We start from the raw sequence: 22,724 nt of genomic DNA on the forward strand, positions 1-22,724 counted from the left end.
GGAGGGAGCGGGGCCGTAAGGCGTCGGCCCCTGTCCGGGAGGGGACGGGGGCCGACGGGACCAGTCGTTCCGCCCGCCAGCGTTCCGCCCGCCAGGCCGCGGTGGGACGCCGGTCGTCCACCGGCCCGGTCGGCCGTGCCGGTCGTCCACCCGCCCGGCCGCGTCGGTCTGCCTGCCTGCGGCGGCCGGGCGCCGCAGGGCCCGCCTACGCCAGCAGCTGGAGGATCGCGTTCACCGCTTCCACGATCGGCACGCCCAGCGCCCCGGCGGTCGCGGCGACGCCCGCGACCGCCATCAGGGCACGGGTGCGGGCCTGGACCGGCACGGCGGCGTCGGGGGCGAGGACCGGGAGGGACTCGTCGATCGTCCGCGCCGTCAGCGGCGGCACCTGCTCGCGCAGTTCGCGCAGCTGCTCGATCAACGCCTCGATGGCCGAACGCAGTTGGGGATCCAGCGCGGCGGCCGGCGCGGAGTTCTTCACCATGCCGGTGTTGCCGCTGCCGCCGTACATGTTGACCGTGTCGCCGTAGTTGATGCTGTCGCCGCTCATGCCTTCGTCATCCCCACGTTGCCGCTGCCGCCGTACATGTTGACGTTGTCCCCGAAGTAGTAGTTCCGGGGGTTGACGGTGAGCGTCTCGACCTTCACCTGGAACTCGGCCTCCGGGTTCTCGATCGCGTGCACGACGTGCCCGACCAGCTGGTTGAGGTGCGTCGTGTCCCTGCTGGTGACCAGGGCCGTCGACGCGCCGGACGTCTCCACGGCCATCACCCAGTGCGAGGACGCGGTCAGGACGGAACCCAGTTCCACGGCGGACCAGATGAGCGCCGCGACGGCGCCGATCCAGACGAGATTGATGATCGTCTCCGCCGCGCCTTCGTTCGCGAGGCTCGTGATGCCGCCGAGGATCGTCAGCGCGAACGCCACCGACAGGATGATCGCGGCGCGCTTGAAGAAGTTCACGGTCGCCTCACCGCGGCGCGGGGTGAGGAGGAAGGTGTGGACGCGGGTGATGTTCTGGAGCGGGTAGGCGGCGCCGCCGACCCACAGCAGCCGCTTGTCGACCCGCATCTCGACGCCGGCGCCGAGGTGCGGGGGCAACGCCGGGGGCGGAGGAGGAGGGGTGCGGTCGTGCCAGGGTCTGGCGCCGTCGTTCGACGCCTGGGTGGGGAAGGCGGGCGGCGGAGTGCGGGGCGGGGCCTGCGGCGGCGCGGCCGGTTTCTCGGGTGTGTCCATGTCTGCGGCGTCCCCTGCTGAAGGATGGCTGAGCCCGTCGTCGGGGGAGGAAGAGTAGCGGGGGACGCCGCCCCCGCACGCCGCCTTTTCCGGCCTCGCCAGCCCGGCTCGGGGCTCCGGCTCAGGTCTGGTCGCGCCGCCTGTCGTCCGGGTCCGGGTCCGCGTCCGGGCCGGTGTCCTTCGGCCCGTCCTCGTCCAGCGACTTCAGGAACTCGGGGTTGTCGTCGGGCGCCACCCACTGCCGGGAGCGGCCCCCGCCGGCGCGCACGCCGGACCAGCCGTCGGCGGCCGGACTGCGCCGCTTGCCCGCGATGATCCAGGACAGCGACCCGACCAGCGGGAACAGCAGCACGAGGATCGCCCACAGCGGCTTGGGCATGTGACGGACGTCGTCGTCCTTCGTGCTGATGCAGTCGATGAACGCGTAGATGCTCAGCGCCAGCGGCAGCAGGAACATCAGCACCCGGAGCATGGGCGTCTCCAGCGGAAGGGACGGTCGGGACCGTGGGCACGGCCCCCAGGTACAGGGCCAGGGTAGCCCCTCGGGGATACTGGGCCGCATGGCTTACGACGATCTTCGCTCCCTGCTCAGGGCACTGGAGCGCGACGGGGACCTGAAGCGCATCAAGGTGGAGGTCGACCCCTACCTGGAGGTCGGGGAGATCGTCGACCGGGTGCAGAAGGCGGGCGGACCCGCACTGCTCTTCGAAAAGGTGAAGGGCTCCTCGATGCCCCTCGCCATGAATGTGTTCGGCACCGACCGCCGGCTGCTGAAGGCCCTCGGGCTGACGTCGTACGGCGAGATCAGTGAGAAGATCGGCGGGCTGCTCAAGCCCGAGCTGCCGCACGGGTTCGTCGGCGTGCGCGAGGCCTTCGGCAAGCTCGGCGCGATGACCCATGTGCCGCCGAAGAAGGTGAAGTCCTCCGACGCGCCCGTCCAGGAGGTCGTCCTGCACGGCGACGACGTCGACCTCGACGCGCTGCCCGCGCTGTTCACCTGGCCCAAGGACGGCGGCTCCTTCTTCAACCTGGGCCTGACCCACACCAAGCACCCCGACACCGGCGTCCGCAACCTCGGCCTGTACCGCCTCCAGCGCCACGACAAGCGCACCATCGGCATGCACTGGCAGATCCACAAGGACAGCCGCAACCACTACCAGGTCGCCGCCCGCCGCGGCGAGCGACTGCCCGTCGCCATCGCCTTCGGCTGCCCGCCCGCCGTGACGTACGCCTCCACCGCCCCGCTCCCCGGCGACATCGACGAGTACCTGTTCGCCGGGTTCATCGCGGGCAAGCGGATCGAGATGGTCGACTGCAAGACCGTCCCGCTCCAGGTGCCCGCGCAGGCCGAGGTCGTCATCGAGGGCTGGCTGGAGCCCGGCGAGATGCTGCCCGAGGGCCCCTTCGGCGACCACACCGGCTTCTACACCCCGCAGGAGCCGTTCCCCGCGCTGAAGATCGACTGTGTGACGATGCGCAGGCGCCCGCTCCTCCAGTCCATCGTCGTCGGCCGCCCCCCGACGGAGGACGGCCCCCTGGGCCGCGCCACGGAACGCTTCTTCCTGCCCCTGCTCAAGATCATCGTCCCGGACATCGTGGACTACCACCTGCCCGAGGCCGGCGGCTTCCACAACTGCGCGATCGTCTCCATCGACAAGCGCTACCCCAAGCACGCCCAGAAGGTGATGCACGCGATCTGGGGAGCGCACATGATGTCCCTGACCAAGCTCATCGTGGTCGTGGACGCCGACTGCGACGTCCACGACCTGCACGAGGTCGCCTGGCGGGCGCTCGGCAACACGGACTACTCCCGCGACCTCACGGTCGTCGAAGGCCCCGTCGACCACCTCGACCACGCCTCCTACCAGCAGTTCTGGGGTGGCAAGGCAGGCATCGACGCGACGAAGAAATGGCCCGAGGAGGGGTACACGCGCGACGGGGGATGGCCGGACATGGTCCTGTCCGACCCGCAGACGGCGGCGAAGGTCGACCGCCGCTGGAAGGAGTACGGCCTGTGAGCACGGCTTCCGCGGCGATGCCACGGCCGGGACGGACCCGGGCGTTCCTGCGCCTGGTCATGATCGAGCACTCCGTCTTCGCACTGCCCTTCGCCTACATCGCCGCCCTGACCGCGATGTACGAGGTGGACGAGAACATCCACTGGACCGAGCTGCTGCTGGTCACCGTCTGCATGGTGGGCCTGCGCACCTTCGCGATGGCCGTCAACCGGATCATCGACCGGGAGATCGACGCCCGTAACCCGCGCACCGCCCAGCGCGAGCTGGTCACCGGCGCGATGTCGGTACGGCACGCCTGGACCGGCGCGCTGATCGCGCTCGCCGTCTTCCTCGGCTCGGCCGCCCTGCTCAACCCGCTGTGCCTGGCGCTGGCCCCCGTGGCGGTGATCCCGATGGTGGTCTACCCCTACGGCAAGCGGTTCACGAACTTCCCGCAGGCCATCCTCGGTCTCGCCCAGGCCATGGGCCCCGTCGGCGGCTGGCTGGCCGTCACCGGCGCCTGGTCCTGGGACGCGGTGATCCTCGGCCTCGCCGTGGGCGTGTGGATCGGCGGCTTCGACCTGATCTACGCCTGCCAGGACGTCGACGCCGACCGCGCGACCGGCGTCAAGTCGGTCCCGGCCCGATTCGGCGTCCCCGCCGCCATCTGGTCGGCCCGCGCCTGCCACGCCGTGACGACGGCCCTGTTCGCCTGGTACGTCCTGGCCACGGACGGGGGCGCGTTCCTGTGGCTGGGCCTGCTGATCGTCGCGGGCGCGTTCCTGTACGAGCACACCATCGTGCGGCCGCATGATCTTTCGCGGGTGAACAGGGCGTTCTTCAGCGTCAACGGGTTCATCGGGATCGCCCTCTTCGTGTGCGCGCTGGCGGATCTCGTGGTGCGGGGGCTGACGGTCTGATGACGGTGCGGCCCACCGCCGAGTGCCCGCCGGCCGCCTCCCCGTCGACCCCCGGGCGTCCGGCCGGTCCTGAGCAGGGTCCCGTGCGCCGGTAGGCTCGAGATGTGAACGCAGGAGAAACGCAGCGCAAGCCTTGGATCGTGGGAGTGTCCGGGGCATCGGGGACGCCCTACGCAGCCGCCGTGCTGCGGGCGCTGCTGGACGCGGGCGAGAGCGTCGACCTGGTCGTCAGCCGGGCCTCGCGGCTCACCCTGCTGGACGAGACCGGCGTCTCCTTCCGGGACGCCCACTGGCGCGAGGACCTCGCGGCCTGGCTCGCGCGCGGCGCCGACGGCAAGCCGCACGTCTTCGACGTGGACCTCGGCGGCGACCGCGTACGGCACTGGCCCGCGGGGGACCTGGCCGCGGGGCCGTCCTCGGGGTCGTACCCCAGCAAGGGCATGGTGGTCGTGCCCGCCTCCACCGCCTGCGTCGCCGGTGTCGCCCTCGGGCTGTCGAAGGACCTGCTCCAGCGGGCGGCGAGCGTCACCCTCAAGGAGCGCCGCCCGCTGGCCGTCGCCGTGCGCGAGGCGCCGCTCAACGGGCAGACGCTGCGTCACCTCGTCGCCCTGGACGACGCCGGCGTGGCCGTGGTGCCGGCCTCGCCCGCCTTCTACGCCGGGGCCACCCACATCCAGGACCTGGTCGACTTCGTCGCCGGGCGCGTCCTGGACGCGGTGGGCGTGCCGCACACGCTCTACCGCCGCTGGCAGGGCGGGATCGGCGGCTCCCGCACCCCCTGAGCGCCACCGCACCCCCGCAGCACCCGTCACACCCGCCAACCAACCCCCCGTATCGTCAAACTCTTCAGCGGAAGGCTTTCGATCGCATGGACGCCGTGGACAGGCAGCTCATCCAGGCCCTGAGAGAGAACGGCCGGGCCTCCTACGCGGAGCTGGGGCGCCTCGTCGGCCTGTCGGGACCGAGCGTCACCGACCGCATCAACCGGCTGGAGGCGGCCGGCGTCATCACCGGCTACCGCGCCACCGTGAACGCCGCCTCGCTGGGCCTCGGCGTCATCGCCCTGATCGGGATCTCCCTCTCCGACGCCGCCGACCACGAGGACGTGGCCCGCCGGCTCAAGGACCTGCCGGAGATCGAGGACTGCTGGTTCATCGCCGGCGACGACTCGTTCATGCTCAAGGTCCGCGCCACCGACGTCGACGGCCTGGAGAAGATCATCCGGCGGCTCTCCGGCACCAAGGGCGTCTCCCGCACCCGTACCACCATCGTGCTCTCCACCAAGTGGGAGAACCGCGTGGGAGAGCTGCCCGAAGAGGTCTGATCCCGCGGGCGTACGGTGGAGCGAGTCGAGCAGAGGAAAGAGGTATCGGCATGGACGTCGGGCTGAGGCGCGAGCTGGAGGAGAAGGTCCGCTCCGGCGAGCGGCTGACCCGCGAGGACGGCATCGCGCTCTACGAGTCGGACGACCTGGCCTGGCTCGGCGGGCTCGCCCACGAGGTGCGGACGCGGAAGAACGGCGACGTCGTCCACTTCAACGTCAACCGCCACCTCAACATGACCAACGTCTGCACCGCCTCCTGCGCGTACTGCTCCTTCCAGCGCAAGCCCGGGGAGAAGGACGCGTACACCATGCGCATCGAGGAGGCGGTGCGGCTGGCGAAGACGATGGAGGGCGAGAACCTCACCGAGCTGCACATCGTCAACGGGCTGCACCCCAACCTCCCCTGGCGCTACTACCCGCGTTCCCTGCGCGAGCTGAAGGCCGCCCTGCCGAACGTCTCGCTGAAGGCGTTCACCGCCACCGAGATCCACCACTTCGAGACCATCTCCGGGCTGTCCGCCTCCGAGATCCTGGACGAGCTGATCGACGCCGGTCTGGAGTCGCTCACCGGCGGCGGCGCGGAGATCTTCGACTGGGAGGTGCGGCAGCACATCGTGGACCACCGCACCCACTGGGAGGACTGGTCCCGCATCCACCGGCTGGCGCACGAGAAGGGTCTCAAGACCCCTTCGACCATGCTGTACGGGCACATCGAGGAGCCCCGCCACCGCGTGGACCACGTCCTGCGGCTGCGTGAACTCCAGGACGAGACCGGCGGCTTCCAGGTCTTCATCCCGCTGCGCTACCAGCACGACTTCGTGGACATGAAGGACGGCAAGGTCCGCAACCGCCTCCAGGCCCGGACGAGGATGGCCACGCCGATGGAGGCCCTGAAGACGTTCGCCGTCTCCCGGCTGCTGTTCGACAACGTCCCGCACGTCAAGGTCTTCTGGGTCATGCACGGCGTGCAGACCGCCCAGCTCGCCCTCCAGCACGGCGCCGACGACATGGACGGCTCGGTGGTCGAGTACAAGATCACCCACGACGCCGACAACTACGGCACCCCGAACAAGCTCACCCGCGACGACCTGCTCGACCTCATCCGCGACGCGGGCTTCCGCCCGGTGGAGCGCAACACGCGCTACGAGATCATCCGGGAGTACGAGGGCCCCGACCCCGCCCGCCGGGAGGCGCCGCAGCCGATGCGGGTGTGAGGCCCGGTCGCGCCCCGGCCGCGGGCCGACCAGCCACGGACCACCCGCGGCCGACGCGGGTCCGCGGGACGACGGAGGGTACCCGGACTCCATGGCCGACACCTTGGCTCCCGAGGACCAGTACACCGCCGACCCCTTCGTCCCCCGCGGTGCGGATCTCGACGCCCTGCGCGAGGCCGCGGCCGGCTGCCGGGGCTGCCCCCTGCACCGCGACGCCACCCGGACCGTCTTCGGCGCGGGCAGCGCGTCGGCCCGCGTCATGCTCGTCGGGGAACAGCCCGGCGACCAGGAGGACCGTCGGGGCAGGCCGTTCGTCGGCCCGGCGGGCAAGCTGCTCGACCGGGCGCTCGCCGAGGCCGGCATCGACCCCGGCGAGGCGTACGTCACCAATGCCGTCAAGCACTTCAAGTTCACGCAGGCCGAGCCCCGCAAGCGCCGGATCCACAAGGCGCCGAGCCTGCGGGAGATGACCGCCTGCGGGCCCTGGCTCGCCGCCGAGCTGGCCGTGGTCGAACCCGAGCTGATCGTGGTGCTGGGCGCGACGGCCGGCAAGGCGCTGCTGGGATCGTCGTTCAAGGTCGGCGAGGTGCGCGGCACGGTGCTGGAACGCGAGATCCACGGTCGCCCCGAGCGGCTGGTGCCCACCGTCCACCCGTCGTCGGTGCTGCGGGCGGACGACCGGGAAGGCGCGTACCAGGGGCTGGTCGCCGATCTGAGGGTGGCGGCACAGGAGATGTAATGGCTACGATGCGGCCATGCCCCTTACCTTCACTCTCGACCCCGCCGTCGATCCCGCCCTGCGCGACGGGATCCTCGACCTGTGGACGGACGTGTCCAACGCGGGCGGCGCCGTCGGCTTCGTCCCGCCCGTGACCCGGGAGAACGTACGGCCCGAGCTGATGAAGTACTTCCCCGCGCTGGCCGAGGGGCGCACCCGGCTGCTCGTCGGGCACGACGCGGACGGGCAGATCGCCGCCACCGCGTTCCTCACCTTCAACACCCACCGGCTGATGACCCACTGGGTCTGGCTGTACACGGTGATGGTGCACCCCCGGCACCAGGGCAAGGGCTACGGCCGCGACCTGCTCGCCGCCGCCGCGGACGCCGCCCGCGGCTTCGAGGGCATCGAGGCGATCCGCCTGACCTGCCGCGGCGGCCTCGGCCTGGAGAACTTCTACGCCTCCTGCGGCTACAAGGAGGTCGGCCGCGTCCCCGGCGCGATCCGCGTCGCCCCCGGAGACGACCGCGACGACGTCACCATGCTGCTGCCCCTGCACTGAGCCCCCGTTGCGGGGGACCGGCGCCGGGCGTGCTTCACTGGACGGTGGCCCTCATGGGCACGGTTCGGACATGCGGGACCCCTGCGGACCCCGGGAAACGGAAGAGTGGATTGAGATGCTCCGCTACACGCTGATGCGCCTCGGTATCTTCGTGGGCTGCTTCGTGGTCGTCTGGGGCCTCGTCTACTCCGGCGTCGTCCCGCGCGGTCTCGGCGAGTCCAACGGCATGTGGGTGCTGCTGCTCGCCCTCGTCATCTCCGCGCCGATCAGCTTCGTCGTGCTGCGCAAGGAGCGCGACCGGGCCTCCGAGCAGATCGTGCGCAAGGTGGACCAGGTCAAGGCCGGCCTGGAGGCCAACCGCAGCCAGGAGGACGACGCCGTGGACGAGGCGCGGGCGCAGGGGCGGGCGTCGTAGGGCCCGCTCGTTCCCGCGGCTCGCGGCGGTTTCACCGCCGCGGTTCCGCCGAAGGCTTCACGGACTTGCAATGTGCGGGTGATCGCGCGTCCGCACCCATCAAAGCCAGGCTTTGGGTGTCCCAAAGCTGTGGTGTTAAAGTCGTGGCATGAAGTCAGCAGCCGCGCTCTCCGCACTCCCGGGCCTCGCGCTCGTGGCGCGCCTGCATGTGGACCTCTGCCGGTGCGCGTCGGCGACCTGTCGCCCCTGACGTCTTCCCCCACCGTCCCCAGCCGTCCCTCCGCGACGGTTCCCCGCGCGTCTTCCCCAACGGAGTCGTCCGTGTCCGCGAACACGAAGTCCTTCACCCTGCCCGGAATCTCCCGGATACCCAAGGTCCCCTTCTGGGCCCAGATCGTCGCCGGCCTCGTCCTCGGCGTCCTGCTCGGCTGGCTGGCCCGCGCCCAGGACCTGTCCTGGCTCGTCACCACCCTGGAGAAGACCGGCGGCACCTTCATCGGCCTGCTGAAGCTCGCCGTCGCCCCGCTCGTCTTCTTCGCCATCCTGGTCTCGATCACCAACCTGCGGAAGGTGAACAACGCGGCCCGCCTGGCCTCCCGCACCCTCCTCTGGTTCATGATCACGTCGCTGATCGCGGTCGCCGTCGGCCTCGTCATCGGCCTGGTCACCAACCCCGGAGCCGGTACCGGCCTCACCCCGCGCGACGGGGCGAAGCCCGAGACCGCCGGCTCCTGGATCGACTTCCTGACCGGCATCGTCCCCACCGACGTGATCACGCCGTTCACCCAGCTGAACGTCCTCCAGATCGTCTTCATGGCCGCCGTCGCCGGCGTCGCCGCCCTCCAGCTCGGCGAGAAGGCCCAGCCCGTCCTCACCCTGAGCGAGTCCGTCCTCGAACTCCTCCAGAAGGCCCTGTGGTGGGTCATCCGCCTCGCCCCGCTCGGCACCGTCGGCCTCATCGGGTACGCCATCGCCACCTACGGCTGGGACCTGATCGGCAAGTACGCCACCTTCACCGCCGACGTCTACGTCGGCTGCGCGATCGTCCTCTTCGTGGTCTACCCGGTGCTGCTCGCGACCGTCGCCAAGGCGAGCCCGCTGCAGTTCTTCAAGGGCGCCTGGCCCGCCATCCAGCTGGCCTTCGTCTCCCGTTCCTCGGTCGGCACCATGCCGCTCACCCAGAAGGTCACCGAGCGCCTCGGCGTCCCGCGCGAATACGCCTCCTTCGCCGTGCCGTTCGGCGCCACGACCAAGATGGACGGCTGCGCCGCGATCTACCCGGCCATCGCCGCGATCTTCGTCGCCCAGATCTTCGACATCCAGCTCGGCGTCGGCGACTACCTGCTGATCGCGTTCGTCTCGGTCGTCGGCTCCGCCGCCACCGCCGGTCTCACCGGCGCGACGGTCATGCTGACCCTCACCCTGTCCACGCTGGGCCTGCCCATGGAGGGCGTCGGCCTGCTGCTGGCCATCGACCCGATCCTGGACATGATCCGCACGGCCACCAACGTCGCCGGACAGGCACTGGTGCCGGTCCTGGTCTCCGCCCGCGAGGGACTGCTGGACCGGGAGGCCTACGACACGGCGGGCGGCTCCCCGGTGGACGAGCCGCAGCCGCGCGACACGGTCGCCGCGGCCGCCTGAGCGCGACCGTCCCGGCCACCTGCCAACGGACCGTAGGCTGGTGTCCATGGGTGCCGTGAAGACCAAGCGGATGCCGCGTGCGGTCCGTGAGCAGCAGATGCTGGACGCGGCCGTGAGGATCTTCGGACAACGGGGATACATGGCGGCGTCCATGGACGACATCGCCGAACTCGCGGGCGTCTCCAAGCCGTTGGTGTATCTCTACCTCAACTCCAAGGACGACCTGTTCACGGCGTGCATCCGCCGGGAGGGCGCCGCGCTGACCGAGGCCGTCCGGGCCGGCGTCCACCCGGACCGGACGGCCGACCGCCAACTCTGGGACGGGCTCCTGGCGTTCTTCACGCACACCGCCCGGCACCCGGACGGCTGGTCGATCCTGCACATCCAGGCCCGCACCCACGGTGAGACCTTCGCCGCCGAAGTGTCCGCCATGCGCACCGAGATCGTCTCCTTCGTCACGCAACTGATAGGCGACGCGGCCCGCGAGGCGCACGGCGCGCCGAACGGGGCCGAGCCGGAGTTCGCCGGTCTCGCGGAGGCGCTGGTGGGGGCCGCCGAGTCGCTGGCCGACTGGGCCAACGCCACCCCCGGCGTCACCGCACGCCAGGCCGCCGGCACCCTGATGAACTTCGCCTGGGCCGGGCTCGGCAACCTGATGGCGGGGCGGCCCTGGTCACCGCCGGTGGCGTGACGGGGCGGCGGGCCGGGCCGGGGCGCGGCCGGTCGTCCGACGGGTCGGCGGAGCGCGTCTGGTCACCGCCGGCCGTCTGACGGGTCGGCGGGGCGCACACTGCCCTCCAAGTGGGTCCGTCCGTCGCCGTGCAGGGCGAAGCGTCCGTCGTCCGCCGCCGCGTGCCGGACCGTCGCGGGCAGCAGCACCGGCGCCCTGAACCGCGCCCGCACCAGCGCCGCTTCGGGCGTCCCGTGCGCGGCGAGGCAGCGCGCCACCGTCCACATGCCGTGCGCGACCGTCCGCGGGAAGCCGAACAGGCGGGCGCCGAGCGGGTGCAGATGGATCGGGTTGCGGTCCCCGGACACGGCCGCGTACCGCCGCCCGAGGTCCGCCGCAAGCCGCCACTCGCCGCGGACGGGCAACGACGGCCGTGCGCCCTCCGGCTTCCGTGGAGCATCGGACGGCCCGGACGGTCCCGACGGCCCGCGCTGCCCGGACGCTGTGCGATGCCGTGCCAGATACGTGCTGGTCGACTCCCACACGACGTCCCCGTCGCGCCGCAGCCCCGTCACCACCGTCGCCTCCGTCCCGCGCCGGTGCGGCGCCAACCCGGCGACGTGCACGGCGAGTTCGTACACACCGGTGGCGGGCGTCGCCGTGTGGCGGGCGATGTCGATCGAGGTGTGCACCAGGCCGAGCAGGGGCAGCGGGAAGCGCGGGTGGCTCATCAGCCGCATGGCGAGCGGGAAACCGAGGACGTGCGGGTAGGTGAGGGGCAGGGCGTCCTCACCGGTCGGAAAGCCGCACACCCGTTCGTAGGCGGCCAGCCGGGCCAGGTCGATCCGGACGCCGGGCAGGACCAGCCGGTCGGCGGGACAACCGGCGCCCGCGCGGGGCCGCTTGAACGGCGACAGCAGCGCGCCGCGCGCGAGGGCCGGGGCGAGCGCGGGCGGGGCTGCGAGGGTGGCGGTGCGGATGCCGTCGCTCACTCACGCCCCCAGCAGGCTCTGGCCGCAGACCCGTACGACCTGCCCGTTGACCCCGCCCGAGCCCGGGTGGGCCAGCCAGGCGACCGTCTCGGCGACGTCCACCGGCAGGCCGCCCTGGGCCAGGGAGTTCATCCGGCGGCCTGCCTCCCGGATCAGCGGCGGCACGGCCGCGGTCATCCGGGTCTCGATGAAGCCGGGCGCGACCGCGTTGACCGTCACCCCGTGCTGCGCGAGGGCACGCGGCGCGAGCGAGCGCACCAGGCCGGCGACCCCCGCCTTGCTCGCCGCGTAGTTGGTCTGCCCCGCGTTGCCCGCGAGCCCCGCGATGGACGAGGTGGCCACGATCCGCCCGCCGGGACGCAGCGTGCCGTCCGCGAGCAGGGCGTCGGTGACCCGCAGCACGCCGGCCAGGTTGACGTCGAGGACCGCGGCCCACTGCTCGGCGGGCATGTTGGCCAGCCGCCGGTCCCGGGTGACGCCCGCGTTGTGCACCAGTACGTCCAGCCCGTCGGGCAGCGCGGCGGCGATCCGCCCGCCCGCGTCGGACGCGGTGACGTCGAGCGCGAGCGCGCTGCCGGCGAGGCGCTGCGCGAGCCGCTCCGCGTCCGCCCGCGCCGCCGGCACGTCCAGGACGACGACCCGCGCCCCGTCCCTCGCCAGCACCTCGGCGACGGCCGCGCCGATGCCCCGCGCCGCACCGGTGACCAGTGCGGTGCGGCCGGCGAGGGGGCGGTCCGGGTCGGCGGCGACCGGGGCGGCGGTGGCGTCCACCCGGATCGTCTGCCCGCTGACGTAGGCGGACTTGGGGGAGAGCAGGAAGCGCAGGGTGGACTCGGCGGCCGTCGCGTCGACCGGCGTGTCCGACAGCCGGACGAGGTTCACGGTCCGGCCGCCGCCGGTCTCCTTGGCGAGGGAGCGGACGAAGCCCTCCAGGGCCTGCTGGGCGGCCGACTGGTGATGGTCGGCGGGGTCGAGGGGCGCGCCGACCACGACGATCCGGCCGCTTTCGGCGACCGACCGCACGACCGGGCGGAGGGCCGCGTGCACTCCGGCGAGGGCGGGGACGTCCCGGACGCCGGTGGCGTCGAGGACGACTGCGGCGGGGGTGCGGTCGGCGGGCGCGGTGCCGGTGGGCCCGGTGACGGGGGCGAGGCCGGTGCGTGCGAGGACGGGCGCGAGGTCGAGGGCACAGTCGCCGGCCGTCAGGTGCAGCAATCCCCCCGGCAGGGCGGGCCGTTCGGGCGTCCAGCGCAGGAGCGGGGCCGGGCGGGGCAGGCCGAGCCGCCGGGTCAGGAAGCGTCCCGGGGCGGTGCCCGCGAAGCGCAGATAGCGGTCGGCCATGCGTCACTCCCTGTCCTCGACGCTTGCTGCAGAGTGATGTTACCGCAGGTAAGTGTAGGCTCGGTCACCGTGGGCCGGGCGGTGGTCCGGGTACGGGGGCGACGGCGCCCGGACGGCACATGCCTGCACCGGACGTGCACACCCCTGCCCCCGGACCGTCCCCGATCCCTCCCCGAACCCGCACGATCCCCCCACCCGACCGCCGTAGGATCGCCGTCCGACCGGCGGTGACGCCCGGCGGAGCGTACGCCGCCGGTGAACGCCTCCGTACGCGCCCGCGTACTCCACGCAGCGCGCCGCGCGGAACGGACGCCGCTGCAAGGCCCCAGGAGCTGCCCATGCCCATCTCGTACTCCTCGCCCGCGCCGCACCCGGCGGGATCGACGTCCGCCTCGTCCCTGGAGTACGACCCGGACGGCGGACCGGTGCTCGTCGAGCCCGAACTGCGGCGCCTGGACGGCGAGGTGCGCGAGGCCGCCGTACCCCCGCTCGTGCCCCCGGTGTCGCACGGCTCCCTGGCCGACCTGCCCTTCGAGAACGCGGGCGCGGAACCGTCCCGCCCGGTCCTCAGCCGCCGTACCGCAGAAGGCCGTTGGGCCGACGTCACGGCGGCGGAGTTCGCGGCGCAGGTGCTGGCCCTGGCCAAGGGACTGATCGCCGAGGGGCTGGTGCCGGGCGACCGGATCGCCGTCATGTCGCGCACCACCTACGAGTGGACGCTGCTCGACTTCGCGGCCTGGGCGGCCGGACTGGTCACCGTCCCGGTCTACCCCACGTCCTCCGTCCACCAGACCCGCTGGATCCTCCAGGACTCCGGCGCGGTCGCCCTCGCCACCGAGGACGCCCGGCAGGCCGCGGCCCTCGGCCCCGAGCTGAGCCGCCTGCCCGGACTGCGGCACGTGTGGGTCTTCCAGAAGGACCACCTGAACCGGATCGCCGACCTCGGCGCGGGCGTCCCGGACCAGGAGGTCACCGTCCGCAGAGGCGTCCTCGGCCCCGACACGCTGGCGACCATCGTCTACACCTCGGGCACTACCGGCCGCCCCAAGGGCTGCGCGCTCACCCACGGCAACTTCCTGTCCGAGGTCGACAACGCCATCGAGCTGCTCTACCCCGTCTTCAGGGCCAGGACCGACGCCGAGCCGTCGACCCTGCTGTTCCTGCCCCTGTCCCACGTCTTCGGCCGCATGGTCGCGGTGGCCTGCGTCCGGGCCCGGGTACGGCTCGGCCACGCGCCCAGCATGAAATCCGAGGACCTGCTCGCCGACCTCGCCGCCTTCCGGCCGACCTTCCTGCTCGCCATCCCCTACATGCTGGAGAAGATCTACAACGGCGCCCGCGCCACCGCCGAACGCGGCGGCAAGGCCCCCGCCTTCGACCGCGCCGCAAGGATCGCCCGCCGTTACGGCGAGGCCGTCGAGGCCCGGCACAGCGGCGGCCCCGGCCCGAACACCTCCCTGAAGGCGGCCCGCGCCCTCTACGACCCGCTGGTCTACCGCCGTATCCGGGGCGCCCTCGGCGGCCGGGTCCGCTATGTCGTCTGCGGCGGCTCACCCCTCGGCCGCGACCTCGCCGCCTTCTACGCGGGCGCCGGAATCGACGTCTACGAGGGCTACGGCCTCACCGAGTCCACCGGCGCGGCTACCCTCACCCCGCCCCTCAGACCGCGCCTGGGCACCGTCGGCTGGCCGATGCCGGGCACCAGGGTGCGGATCGCGGCGGACGGCGAGGTGCTGATCCACGGCGGCCAGGTCTTCCGCGGCTACTGGGACCCGCACGCGGGCGGCGTCGTCCCGGCCACCCCGGACGGCTGGTTCCCGACCGGGGACCTGGGCCGGCTGGACGACGACGGGTATCTGACCATCACCGGCCGCAAGAAGGAGATCCTCATCACCGCGGGCGGCAAGAACGTGGCCCCGGCGCCCCTGGAGAACCGGCTGCGCTCCCACCCCCTGATCTCCCAGTGCCTCGTCCTCGGCGACCGCCGCCCCTACGTCACCGCCCTGATCACCCTCGACGCCGAGGGCGTCACCCACTGGCGCCGCATGAACGGCAAGCACCCCGTCCCGCCCGAGCTGCCGGCCGACGACGACGACCTGCGCGCGGTCCTGCAGCGCGCGGTCGACGACGCCAACCAGCTCGTGTCCCGCCCGGAGTCCATCCGCCGCTTCGCCGTCCTGCCCGTGGACTTCAGCGAGGCGGCCGGACATCTGACACCGACGCTGAAGCTGCGCCGGGAGCGGATACTGCGGGACTTCACGCAGGTCGTGGAGAGTCTGTATCCGCCGGGCCCGGCTTCCGGGCGATGAGGAAGGCATGCGGGGAGGTCTCCTCGTACGGCCGCCGCTGCGCCTCGCGCACCGTGCGCGAGAGCGTCCGCAGGCCGGCCTCCTCCAGCAGGCCGGCGATGCGCTCCGGCCGCCGCCGCTGGAAGTCCAGGGAGACGGGGTGGCCGTACGGCTCGGTGATCCGGCGCGGCGCGTCGCCGGCCTGGAAGGCGAGAAGCAGATGACCGCCCGGCGCCAGCACCCGGGCGAACTCGGAGAAGAGGGCGGGCAGCCGGTCCACGGGCGTGTGGATGGAGGAGTACCAGGACACGACCCCCGCCAGGCGGCCGTCGGGCAGGTCCAGGTCCAGCATCGACCCCTGCTCGAACCGCAGCCCCGGATGCTCCCGGCGGGCGACCGCGATCATGGACGCCGACAGGTCGACCCCGAGGACCGGCACCCCGAGCGAGGCGAGGAACGCCGTCGTCACACCGGGCCCGCAGCCGAGGTCGGCCACCTGCCCGTCCCCGGCCGGGGCGCCCTCCCCCAGCACCGTTTCGGCGTACGCCGTGAGCAGCGCGCGCTCCAGCGGCCGGGCGGCGAGATCCTCACGGAACTGGCCGGCGTAGTCCTCGGCGATGGCGTCGTAGAAGCGGCGGGTCGCGGTGAGGAAGTCGTGCGCCGTCGTGTCGGCGGACGGGTCGGTGGCATCCGATGCGTCGGTCATGGGCGGTGACGGTAGCGGCTGCCACTGACAGGGGGCGGGAAGAGGGTTCTCCGGAGCGGGGGCCGGGGGAATTCCCGAAGAATTCACCGGCGCGCAAACTCGCGCGGAGGCCCGCGGGGCCTGCCCCGGCGAGTTCGTTCCTTCGGCATCCGGGAAAAGGCAGGAGCCCCGTCGCCTGTCGGCGCGGGGCTCCTTGGGTACTGCTACTCGATCCTGATCAGGGAGAGATCAGACCGGGGTGACGTTCTCCGCCTGCGGGCCCTTCGGGCCCTGGGTGACGTCGAAAGACACCTGCTGGTTCTCCTCGAGGGACCGGAAACCGGTCGCGTTGATCGCGGAGTAGTGGACGAAGACGTCGGGGCCGCCGCCCTCCTGGGCGATGAAACCAAAGCCCTTTTCGGCGTTGAACCACTTCACGGTTCCGGTAGCCATAAGCCCTCCTTGGGCTCAAAAGGGTTGCCCTGCTCCAGAACCAGCAAGTGTGAAGATTTGAGTTCTGCACAACTGCGTATGTCTGAGAACGACGAGAGCCCGCGGTCACATGCTCCGCAGGCTCTGTACTGCAAGGGAAACCAAACTGCAACTTGCGAACGAGCCTAGCACGCACCCGGCCGAATGCAATAGGGGCCAAGATCACGTCACCCGAATGTTTGAACCGCCGGAAGGTGGGCCCCCGGCGGGCCCGGGAGCGGTGGCGCGGGACCCAGGGGCTAGTCTCGCGATGTGGACATTTCTCGCACCCGGCCGCGCGTCGGCCACATCCAGTTCCTGAACTGCCTGCCCCTGTACTGGGGGCTCGCGAGAACCGGTACGCTCCTCGACTTCGAGCTGACGAAGGACACCCCGGAGAAGCTCAGCGAGCAGCTGGTGCGGGGAGACCTCGACATCGGCCCGATCACCCTGGTCGAGTTCCTCAAGAACGCCGACGAGCTGGTCGCCTTCCCCGACATCGCCGTCGGCTGCGACGGCCCGGTGATGTCCTGCGTGATCGTCTCCCAGGTCCCCCTGGACCGGCTCGACGGCGCCCGCGTCGCCCTCGGCTCCACCTCTCGAACCTCCGTCCGACTGGCGCAGCTGCTGCTGGCGGAGCGGTTCGGCGTGACGCCCGACTACTACACGTGCCCGCCCGACCTCAGCGTGATGATGCAGGAGGCGGAGGCGGCCGTGCTGATCGGCGACGCGGCGCTGCGGGCCAACCTCCACGACGGCCCGCGCTTCGGCCTCCAGGTCCACGACCTGGGTGAGCTGTGGAAGGAGTGGACCGGCCTGCCGTTCGTCTTCGCCGTCTGGGCGGCCCGCCGGGACTACCTGGAACGCGAGCCGGTCATCACCCGCAAGGTCCACGAGGCCTTCCTGGCCTCCCGCAACCTCTCTCTGGAAGAGGTCGCCAAGGTCGCCGAACAGGCGGCCCGCTGGGAGGCCTTCGACGAGCAGGTCCTGGAGCGCTACTTCACCACCCTCGACTTCCGCTTCGGCGAGCCGCAGCTGGCGGCGGTGGCGGAGTTCGCGCGGAGGGTGGGGCCGACGACGGGGTTCGCGGGGGATGTGCGGGTGGAGTTGCTGGACGTGGAGGGCGGCGGGGCGCAGGGGACCGGGGCGCAGGGGACCGGAGCGTAGGGGACCGGAGCGTAGGGGACCGGAGCGCAGGGGACCGGGGCGCAGGGGACCGGGGCGTAGGGGGACCACGGCGACGATTCCGCCCCGCCCTCCCGGCACCGCCGCCGCAGGCTTTCCGCGGCGACGGCCCTTCCCCGTCCTCCACGCTCCCCCTTCACGCTTCCCGCCACGCTCCCCGCCCCGCCGCCGGCGCAGGCGCCCGCTCACATCGGCGTCGTCACCGTGATGTGCTCCCCGCTGCCCAGGTGCAGCATGCCCTTGCCGGGGGCGATCGGGCCGCCGACCATGCTGCGGGTCGTGCGGATGCCGATCAGCTCGCCCGCTGAGCTGTCCTGCGGGGAGAGCAGGATGCCGCGGCGGGCCTTCTTCGCGTCGACCTGCCAGCCGGAGAAGCCGTCGCAGATCTCCTCCTCGTCACCGGCGATCACCAGCGCGAGCCCCTCCTCGACGCCGCTCTGCAGGATCCGCTTGAAGACGTCCTCCGCGTCGCAGTCGTCCAGCACCTCGGCGTCGTCCACGAGCACGGCGATCGGCTGCTCCCGCGTGGCCGGCCCCACGGCCTCCTCCAGCTCGTCCTCGTCGACGTCCCGACCGGTGAAGACCCGCAGCACCCCCTCCCGGCCCTCCAGTTCGCGAAGCGGCGACTGCCGGGGCGCGGCGACGACCAGCCGTACCCCCTGGGCGAGATAGGAGCGGGCGAAGTTCATCAGCACCGTGCTGCGGCCCGACTTGGCGGGCCCGCCGATGACGAACGCCGGCACACCCTCGGCCAGGTCCGGTCCGAACGCGGTCAGTTCGTCGCCGCCCACGCCGACCAGCGCCCACAGCGGGGAGCCGGTCGTCTGCGGGTCGCGCATGGCGTAGGCGTCGGCGAAGGAGATCCGGCTGGGCAGCACGTCCACCCGGAACGGCCGGCGCGAGCGCGGCACGTCCGCGTCCCGGGCGGTCGCCGCGTCCCCGATCGCCATCAGCGCGGCGGCCTGGCCCTGACCGGTGGTGTCCTCCGACAGCAGCGCGAACTGCGTCTCCGTCGCCGTCTCGTTGCGGAAGGCGCGGCCCGGCGGGATCTCCTCGGGAACCTTGCGGGAGTTGATGTCCAGCATCGAGAAGTCGCCGCGGTCCGCGAGCCGCAGACCGTACTTGTCCTCGGTCAGGGCGGAGATCCGGCCCGCGAGCACCTGACGGTCGCCGGTGATCACCACGTGCAGGCCGACGCTCGCGCCCTCCCGCATCATCGTCATCAACTGGTCGGTCAGGTCCCCGTGGTCGTACTCGCCGAGCGTGGGCAGCCAGCCCTCCCAGCGGTCCAGCAGCAGCACGATGTGCGGCAGCCGCTCCTCCTCCGGCACGGCCGCCCGCTGCTCGCCGATGTCGGCGAAGCCCTTCTCCGCCAGCAGGTCCTGCCGGCGGGTGAGTTCGCCGGAGAGCCGGGTGAAGAGGCGTACGACGCGCTCGAGCTGGTTGCGGCCGACCACCGCGCCGCAGTGCGGCAGGCGGGTCAGCGCGTTCAGGGCGCCGTTGCCGCAGTCGATGCCGTACAGGTGCACGTCCGCGCAGGAGTTGGTGCGCGCCAGTGAACCGGCGATGGTGCGCAGCAGCTGCGAGCGGCCGGTGCGCGGGGCGCCGCCGACGAGGAGGTGCCCGAAGGTCGCGAAGTCCACGGCGACCGGACGGCGGGCCTGGTCGGCGGGCAGGTCCTCGACACCGTACGGCGCCGCGGGCAGCGCGCCCTGCGCGGGCACGGCCGGGATGTCGTCCAGCAGCAGCGTCTCCTCCAGGGCCGGCAGCCAGGGGGAGTGCTGGGCGGGGATGCCGAGCGCGCCGTTGGCCTCGCGCACGGCGTCCACCAGCACCTTCAGGTCGGTGATCTCCTCGTCCTCGCGCGCCTGCGACTTCGGCTTGCGCAGGGTGGCCCGGCCCAGGTCCTGCCAGGCCAGCTCGCCCGCCCACGGCTCCAGCGTCCTCGGATCGGCGGCCCCTGGCCGCCGCCCGCCGACGCGTCCGGACTGGAACGGGATCAGCGAGGCGTGCCCGAGGCGCACATACGCGCGGCCGGGCGTGCTCTTGGAGATGTGACCGGCGTCGGGCGCGTCGATGACGTCGGTGGACTCGCCGGCGTCGGTCACGCGCAGCGCGATGCGCAGGTTGGTGTTGGCCCGGATCTCCGGGGAGACGACGCCGCTCGGGCGCTGCGTGGCGAGCAGCAGGTGGATGCCGAGGGAACGGCCCCGCTGGGCGATGTTGACCAGGCCGGTGACGAAGTCCGGCAGGTCGCGGACCATCGACGCGAACTCGTCGATGACGATCAGGAGCCGGGGGACCGGCTGGTGGGACGGGTCCCGGCGCACCAGGTCCTGGTAGTCCTCGATGTCCTTGGCGTCGGCCGCCGCCAGGATGTGCTCGCGTCGCTTCAGCTCCGCGCCGAGCGATTCCAGCGCCCGCTCCACGAGGTGCGCGTCGAGGTCGGTGACCATGCCGACGGTGTGCGGCAGTTCGACACAGTCCTTGAACGCCGAGCCGCCCTTGTAGTCGACGAGCACGAAGGTCATGTTCTCCGGCGTGTTCGCCACGGCCAGCGCCGCCACGATCGTCTGCAGCAGCTCCGACTTGCCGGACCCGGTGGTACCGGCGATCAGACCGTGGGGCCCGTCCTTGCGCAGGTCGATGCCGAACGGGCCGTCGTACGACTCGCCGATCACGGCCGTCGTCGACTGGCCGCCCATCCGCCACCGCGCGGCGATCGCGTCGCCGGTCGGCGGCTCCAGCTGGAGCACGTCCAGCAGCCGGCTGGAGGCGGGCAGGGCGGAGTCCTCGGTCTCGCCGCTGATGTCCCGCAGCGGCGACAGCGACCGCGACAGACGGGCGCACCAGGCGGGGGAGACGAAGTCGGGCCGTACGTCCCCGATCCGGCGGGCGCCGCTCTGCTCGACGCGCAGCCGCAGCTCGGACGCCTCGTCCTGATTCCCGCCGGGCTGCTGGGCGGTCTGGTGCCAGGCGTGGAAGGAGGGGAAGCCGCCGGGCGGAGCGGCGGGCTGAGGGACGGCGGCGGACGCGGCGGTGGCGTCGTCCCTGCGCAGCGGTTCGGCCACGACGACGGCCTGGCACTCGCCGGGCAGGAACCGCTCCTCCTCGTCCAGGCAGATCGCGTACATGCTCACGGCCGGCCCCTCCCGCAGCAGCCGTACGACGCCGGGCATGGACCGCAGCCGCCGCGAGCCGTCCCACACGACCACGATGTCCGGGTCGGAGAAGGCCGGGCCGCCGTCACCGCGCCCCGACTCCTTCAGCGCCTTCTGCCGGGCGTCCAGCAACTGGGTCAGCTCGCCGACGCGGGCGCCGACGGTCTCGGAGTCCGTGCCGATCAGCAGGTTGACGTCCTGGCCGCTGGAGGGGCGGGCGTGCGGCAGCCAGCGCACCCAGTCCCAGCGGCCGTGCGCGTCGTTCTCGGTGAGCACGTAGAACTGCACGTCCATCGGGCTGTGCAGCACCGCCGTCTGCGCCACGGCCCAACGCCCCAGCGCCTGCGCCGAGTCGCCGCGCCCGGCGAGGCCGATCACGCCGAGGTCCTTCAGCGGCAGGGCGACGGGAGCATCCTCGATGTGCCAGGTGACCTCGCGCTTGTGGTCGTCCTGCTCCGGGTCGTCGAGCACGACCTCGGAGGGTATGCGGCCGGTGCCGACCCGCAGGAGGAGGTGGTCGGCGTCGGTGCGGCGGCGCTCCCACAGGCGGGTGCGGGGGCCGGTGCCGAAGGTGAGGACGGCGGCCGGGTCGGGGATGGCCTGCCGGCGGTCGGTGCGCTCGGTGACCAGGGCGTCCTGGGCGTCCCTCTCGATCCGCGCCTTGGTCTCCTTGTACTCCTTCATCTGCTTGGCGTGCGACTTGCGGCCGTGCTTCTTGTCCAGGAAGTAGTTGCCGAACAGCATGATCGGGCTCAGCACGGCCATGATCAGGAAGTACCAGCGATTGAAGATCATCACCGCGATGACGGCGCCGACCAGCGGGAACAGCGCCATCAGCCAGGGCAGTGGGCGCGCCTCGAACTCACCGGGCGGCGACGGCAGCCGGAACCGCGTCTGCCGCTCGGCGGGCCGCAGCCGCGGGGGCCGGTTGTAGTCGAGGCCGATGCCGTCCTCCGACCACTTCAGCGCGGCGTTCGGCGGGGTGTACGCGACGATCTCCAGCAGGCTGTTCCCCACGGCGAGCTGGGCGCCGAGCGGCCACGCGTCCCCGTCGAGGGCCTCCCCGTCGAGCCGGGCGTCCTCCTTGCCCTCGCCGTGCACGACGACCTGGCAGGTCCCGTCGATCGCGATGGACAAGGTGGCCGCCCGACCGTCCAGTTCGGGATCGTCGACGCGGATCTGCGCGGCGGCCCCGCTGCCGATGTCGTACCGGCCGACCCCGAGCCGGTGCACGGCCCCCGCCCCGGGCCCGCCCACGACCCGGAACTCGACCACGCCGGTGGGTTCCCCGAGCAGACACCCGGCCGGGTCGTACAGACTGACGACGGCGCCCTCGCGCAACGGCGAACCGCCGATGGTGGAGTCCGGATCGAGGAGATACCCGTCGACGAAAGCCTGCGGCGCATCACCCGAACCGGCCGTGCGCTGCCCCCCGAGGGGAATGATCCGCGCCCCGTCGCCCAGCCCCACCTGCCGCGCCAGCTCCCGGGTGATGTCACCCATCGGCGACTCCGGATCGGCGTCGAGCACCACGTCGGCGGTGGCCCCACCGATCGGATCGACGACGGTCAGACTCAGACGCACGTCCGTCCTCCTCACTGCCTCCGTACCGGCTCCGCACCGACTCCCGCCGGCCCCGAGGCCGCCCCCGCAACGGAAGCGACCTTAGTGGTCGGGGGTTTGCTTTGGGCAATGGGAGGTGGGGGCGACGGAGTGGAGGGCGCGGTCATGGCGGTGCCGGCGGTGGCGGGCGACGCGATGGGCGATGTTCGGGGTAGGGCGAGGGAAGGGGGGACATCGGGTGCCGGGGGGGTGCCTCTATGTCCTTCGTCAAGCGAGGCGAGGGCTGCGGGACTCGTAGAAGGTTCCGTCGCGGAGCATGGCGAACAGGACGCTGATGC

The 22,724-nt window shown here is 72.3% G+C and carries 21 protein-coding genes; 13 read left to right on the forward strand and 8 right to left on the reverse strand.

Annotated features, from left to right (window positions below; translation table 11 throughout):
- Positions 1-205: 205 nt before the first annotated feature.
- The 3 genes from ACZ6KF_RS30380 to ACZ6KF_RS30390 form a co-directional block, all read right to left on the reverse strand.
- Positions 206-550, reverse strand: a complete 345-nt coding sequence (locus tag ACZ6KF_RS30380; protein WP_469241305.1) for a hypothetical protein — start codon at positions 548-550, stop codon at positions 206-208.
- Positions 547-1,236 carry a DUF6232 family protein gene (locus tag ACZ6KF_RS30385; protein WP_356632432.1) on the reverse strand — a complete coding sequence of 230 codons (690 nt, stop codon included), beginning with the start codon at positions 1,234-1,236 and terminating at the stop codon, positions 547-549. Before ACZ6KF_RS30385 ends, ACZ6KF_RS30380 begins: the two co-directional genes overlap by 4 nt.
- 121 nt (positions 1,237-1,357) lie before the next feature.
- Complete coding sequence (locus ACZ6KF_RS30390; RefSeq protein WP_469241307.1) at positions 1,358-1,708, reverse strand: PLD nuclease N-terminal domain-containing protein; 351 nt, start codon at positions 1,706-1,708, stop codon at positions 1,358-1,360.
- Positions 1,709-1,796: 88 nt separating this feature from the next.
- Here ACZ6KF_RS30390 and ACZ6KF_RS30395 point away from each other — a divergent pair, with 88 nt between their 5' ends.
- The 11 genes from ACZ6KF_RS30395 to ACZ6KF_RS30445 all read left to right on the forward strand — a co-directional run bounded on the left by ACZ6KF_RS30395 (position 1,797) and on the right by ACZ6KF_RS30445 (position 10,721).
- Positions 1,797-3,254 (forward strand): menaquinone biosynthesis decarboxylase, encoded by a 1,458-nt coding sequence (locus ACZ6KF_RS30395; protein ID WP_356632428.1) that lies wholly within the window; start codon positions 1,797-1,799, stop codon positions 3,252-3,254.
- On the forward strand, positions 3,251-4,153 hold the full coding sequence (gene mqnP / locus ACZ6KF_RS30400; protein WP_469241310.1) for a menaquinone biosynthesis prenyltransferase MqnP: 903 nt from the start codon (positions 3,251-3,253) through the stop codon (positions 4,151-4,153). Before ACZ6KF_RS30395 ends, mqnP begins: the two co-directional genes overlap by 4 nt.
- A 104-nt stretch (positions 4,154-4,257) precedes the next feature.
- Entirely contained in the window at positions 4,258-4,935 is a 678-nt protein-coding gene (locus ACZ6KF_RS30405; RefSeq protein ID WP_356632424.1) for a UbiX family flavin prenyltransferase, read from the forward strand.
- 86 nt (positions 4,936-5,021) lie between these two features.
- Complete coding sequence (locus ACZ6KF_RS30410) at positions 5,022-5,477, forward strand: Lrp/AsnC family transcriptional regulator (protein ID WP_356632422.1); 456 nt, start codon at positions 5,022-5,024, stop codon at positions 5,475-5,477.
- Between the two features lie 50 nt (positions 5,478-5,527).
- Positions 5,528-6,691, forward strand: a complete 1,164-nt coding sequence (gene mqnE / locus ACZ6KF_RS30415) for an aminofutalosine synthase MqnE (protein ID WP_356632420.1) — start codon at positions 5,528-5,530, stop codon at positions 6,689-6,691.
- Positions 6,692-6,782: 91 nt separating this feature from the next.
- Positions 6,783-7,430, forward strand: a complete 648-nt coding sequence (locus ACZ6KF_RS30420) for a UdgX family uracil-DNA binding protein (protein ID WP_356632418.1) — start codon at positions 6,783-6,785, stop codon at positions 7,428-7,430.
- 16 nt (positions 7,431-7,446) lie between these two features.
- Positions 7,447-7,971 carry a GNAT family N-acetyltransferase gene (locus ACZ6KF_RS30425; RefSeq protein ID WP_469241312.1) on the forward strand — a complete coding sequence of 175 codons (525 nt, stop codon included), beginning with the start codon at positions 7,447-7,449 and terminating at the stop codon, positions 7,969-7,971.
- Positions 7,972-8,086: 115 nt separating this feature from the next.
- Positions 8,087-8,386 (forward strand): DUF4229 domain-containing protein, encoded by a 300-nt coding sequence (locus ACZ6KF_RS30430; protein ID WP_356632414.1) that lies wholly within the window; start codon positions 8,087-8,089, stop codon positions 8,384-8,386.
- 148 nt (positions 8,387-8,534) lie between these two features.
- The gene (locus ACZ6KF_RS30435; RefSeq protein ID WP_356632412.1) at positions 8,535-8,636 is read left to right on the forward strand and encodes a putative leader peptide; all 102 of its coding nucleotides are present in this window, start codon (positions 8,535-8,537) and stop codon (positions 8,634-8,636) included.
- Positions 8,637-8,707: 71 nt separating this feature from the next.
- Positions 8,708-10,030 carry a dicarboxylate/amino acid:cation symporter gene (locus tag ACZ6KF_RS30440; protein ID WP_356632410.1) on the forward strand — a complete coding sequence of 441 codons (1,323 nt, stop codon included), beginning with the start codon at positions 8,708-8,710 and terminating at the stop codon, positions 10,028-10,030.
- A gap of 46 nt (positions 10,031-10,076) precedes the next feature.
- Positions 10,077-10,721, forward strand: coding sequence for a TetR/AcrR family transcriptional regulator (locus tag ACZ6KF_RS30445; RefSeq protein ID WP_356632408.1), 645 nt, complete (start codon positions 10,077-10,079; stop codon positions 10,719-10,721).
- A gap of 62 nt (positions 10,722-10,783) precedes the next feature.
- On the opposite strand, the gene ACZ6KF_RS30450 is transcribed toward ACZ6KF_RS30445, so the two are convergent.
- Together ACZ6KF_RS30450 and ACZ6KF_RS30455 are read right to left on the reverse strand one after the other, a co-directional pair.
- Positions 10,784-11,692, reverse strand: a complete 909-nt coding sequence (locus ACZ6KF_RS30450; RefSeq protein ID WP_356632406.1) for a MaoC family dehydratase — start codon at positions 11,690-11,692, stop codon at positions 10,784-10,786.
- Positions 11,693-13,033: a 3-oxoacyl-ACP reductase gene (locus tag ACZ6KF_RS30455; protein ID WP_469241314.1), complete on the reverse strand. Its 1,341-nt coding sequence runs from the start codon at positions 13,031-13,033 to the stop codon at positions 11,693-11,695.
- Positions 13,034-13,371: 338 nt separating this feature from the next.
- Here ACZ6KF_RS30455 and ACZ6KF_RS30460 point away from each other — a divergent pair, with 338 nt between their 5' ends.
- The gene (locus tag ACZ6KF_RS30460; protein ID WP_469241316.1) at positions 13,372-15,342 is read left to right on the forward strand and encodes an AMP-dependent synthetase/ligase; all 1,971 of its coding nucleotides are present in this window, start codon (positions 13,372-13,374) and stop codon (positions 15,340-15,342) included.
- Here ACZ6KF_RS30460 and ACZ6KF_RS30465 read toward each other — a convergent pair.
- Together ACZ6KF_RS30465 and ACZ6KF_RS30470 are read right to left on the reverse strand one after the other, a co-directional pair.
- A complete protein-coding gene (locus tag ACZ6KF_RS30465) occupies positions 15,290-16,027 on the reverse strand; it encodes a class I SAM-dependent DNA methyltransferase (RefSeq protein ID WP_469160072.1) in 738 nt (245 codons plus the stop codon). The genes ACZ6KF_RS30460 and ACZ6KF_RS30465 overlap by 53 nt on opposite strands.
- A 228-nt stretch (positions 16,028-16,255) precedes the next feature.
- Positions 16,256-16,459, reverse strand: a complete 204-nt coding sequence (locus tag ACZ6KF_RS30470) for a cold-shock protein (protein WP_004984723.1) — start codon at positions 16,457-16,459, stop codon at positions 16,256-16,258.
- Positions 16,460-16,750: 291 nt separating this feature from the next.
- On the opposite strand from ACZ6KF_RS30470, the gene ACZ6KF_RS30475 reads away from it, so the two are divergent.
- On the forward strand, positions 16,751-17,644 hold the full coding sequence (locus tag ACZ6KF_RS30475) for a menaquinone biosynthetic enzyme MqnA/MqnD family protein (RefSeq protein WP_469241318.1): 894 nt from the start codon (positions 16,751-16,753) through the stop codon (positions 17,642-17,644).
- Positions 17,645-17,847: 203 nt separating this feature from the next.
- Here ACZ6KF_RS30475 and ACZ6KF_RS30480 read toward each other — a convergent pair whose 3' ends face one another.
- A complete protein-coding gene (locus tag ACZ6KF_RS30480) occupies positions 17,848-22,407 on the reverse strand; it encodes an FtsK/SpoIIIE domain-containing protein (protein WP_469241320.1) in 4,560 nt (1,519 codons plus the stop codon).
- Between the last annotated feature and the right edge of the window lie 317 nt (positions 22,408-22,724).

It is taken from the genome of Streptomyces sp. NPDC046379 (genome assembly GCF_055587785.1).